This is a genomic window from Protofrankia sp. CiP3, assembly GCF_917627345.1.
In the GTDB taxonomy this organism is placed as follows: domain Bacteria; phylum Actinomycetota; class Actinomycetes; order Frankiales; family Frankiaceae; genus Protofrankia.
In genome coordinates this window covers 14,640-16,915 of sequence record NZ_CAKJTM010000077.1, presented here as the reverse complement: position 1 = coordinate 16,915, position 2,276 = coordinate 14,640, and the positions used below count along the sequence as shown (strand labels likewise).

2 protein-coding genes are annotated in these 2,276 nt (G+C 67.8%); one reads left to right on the top strand and one right to left on the bottom strand.

The features are described 5' to 3' along the window. Positions 1–12 precede the first annotated feature (12 nt). On the bottom strand, positions 13–453 hold the full coding sequence (locus tag MJ797_RS20210; protein ID WP_239311394.1) for a gamma-glutamylcyclotransferase: 441 nt from the start codon (positions 451–453) through the stop codon (positions 13–15). A 237-nt stretch (positions 454–690) separates the two neighbouring features. Here MJ797_RS20210 and MJ797_RS20205 point away from each other — a divergent pair, with 237 nt between their 5' ends. Then, positions 691–2,133, top strand: a complete 1,443-nt coding sequence (locus MJ797_RS20205) for an NAD(P)H-quinone dehydrogenase (RefSeq protein ID WP_239338377.1) — start codon at positions 691–693, stop codon at positions 2,131–2,133. The last annotated feature ends 143 nt before the right edge of the window (positions 2,134–2,276 follow it).

Here is a 2,276-nt window from a genome sequence, read left to right as displayed (position 1 = left end):
TGTTGGGCGCTCTTACGCGGTTGGGCGCATGCGTAGCTGGGCGACGTAGTCGGCCGGAGCGCCGGCTCGCTCCGCCGCGTCGGCCATGATCGAGACGTACCGTTTGGACGGCAGCCCGCCTTCGTAGGCGTCCAGGACGTATGCCCAGGCAAGCGCGTCGCCGTCCAGGGTGGAAACGCGCACGCGGATGCGGGTGTAGAGGCCGGCGTCGGCGCCCTCCCACACGTCGAGCTGCCGCAGATCACGCCGGTCGATGTCGTAGAGCATCACGTAGACATGGGAGCCGGGGGACTCGACGATAGTGGCGAGCGCGCCTTCCCAGCCGACGTCCTCGCCACCGAAGGTGAGTCTCCAGCCGTGTATCCAGCCGGTCCCGATGACCGGAGCGTGTGGTGCACGTTCCTTCATCTGGGCCGGATCGAGGTTGCTGCCGTAGGCGGCGTACATGGTCATGGCGTACGTCTCTCGCGGGCTCTTTCGTCGCGGCCGTCGCGGCCGGGGTGACGGCGTATCTCAAGGATCTCCACTGGCGCCTACCGTACCCACGTTCTCCCCGACTGTGCTGACGCACCGGGCCGGCGGGCTACCTTTCCCTGATTGTACGAAAGTCGGTCCGATCCCAGCGGTATGGCGCGCGACAGGAGGCAAGATAGCTGGTGGGAACGCCAGCCCACGGAAGGGAGCGCGCACGTGCCGCGAATTGTCATCCTTGGAGGGGGGCCCGGTGGGTATGAGGCGGCCCTTGTCGGAGCTGAGCTGGGGGCATTTGTCACACTCATCGATGCGGATGGGATGGGTGGCGCCTGCGTCCTTACTGACTGTGTTCCATCGAAGGCCCTGATCGCCACATCGGCGGCGATGACGGCCCTGGCCGCGGCGCCTTCGCTCGGTGTCCGGTTGCGAGACGGCGGTTTCGTGCTGCCGGAAGCGGGCTGGGATGCCAGGGCGGCACCCAGTTGTGAGCTGCCCGCCGGTGCTGGTGTGGACATCGAGCGGGTCTACGCCCGGGTACGGGGGCTTGCCCAGGCGCAGTCCCGTGACATCGAGACCCGACTGGAAAAAGAGGCCGTCCGGGTCGTGCGCGCCCGCGGGCGACTGGTCGGTCCGCATGTCGTCGAGATCGATTCTGGTGAGGCGTTCTTCGGCGACATCATGTTGATCGCTACCGGTGCGTCGCCGCGAATCGTGCCGACCGCGATACCTGACGGTGAGAGAATTCTCACCTGGCGCCATCTCTACGACCTCGACAGGCTGCCCGAACATCTGATCGTGGTCGGTTCCGGCGTCACCGGCGCCGAGTTCGCCAGCGCCTACCGGGCGCTCGGCGCGCAGGTGACGCTTATCTCCTCCCGCGACCGGGTGCTGCCCGGGGAGGATCCCGACGCGGCCCGGGTCCTGGAGGATGTTTTCGGGCGCAGGGGTGTCACGGTGCTGGGCTGCTCCCGGGCGGCAGCGACCCGCCGGGTCGCCGACGGTGTGGAGGTCGAGCTCGAGGACGGCAGGATCATCAGTGGCAGCCACGTCCTGATGGCCGTCGGTTCGGTGCCGCGCACATCGGAGATCGGTCTGACCGACGTCGGGATACGCCTGAACGCGACCGGCCATATCGAGGTCGACCGGATGTCGAGGACATCGGTGCCGGGGGTCTACGCCGCTGGTGACTGTACCGGGGTGCTGCCGCTGGCGTCCGTCGCCGCCATGCAGGGCAGGATCGCCATGTGGCACGCGCTCGGTGAGGCGGTCACCCCACTGCGGCTGGGTACCGTGTCGTCGAACATCTTCACCGAGCCGGAGATCGCGACCGTCGGCATCTCCCAACGGATGATCGAGTCAGGCGCGGTCGCGGCGCATACGACGATCCTTCCGCTTGCCCGGAACCCACGGGCGAAGATGGAGGCCGTCACGGACGGTTTCGTCAAGCTGTTCTGTCGGCCTGGCAGCGGCAGCGTTCTGGGTGGGGTTGTCGTAGCACCGCGGGCGTCAGAACTGATCTTCCCGGTGTCGCTGGCGGTCGCCAACGGCCTGACCGTCGACCAGGTTGCCCACACGTTCGCGATCTACCCCTCGGTCTCCGGATCGTTGTCCGAAGCTGCGCGGATCGCCATGCCCCGGGACCTGTTCGCCAGTTTCTAGGGCCTGCCCGGTCGATCAACACGCATGACGATCGACCGAGCGTGCCCTGGTGTCCCACAAAGCCGTCGTGGCCCAGAGCCGCCGCGGTGACGCGGGGCCAGGGCCGCCTGGGCGCGGCGAGCCGGACAGTCCTGTTCTCGGGC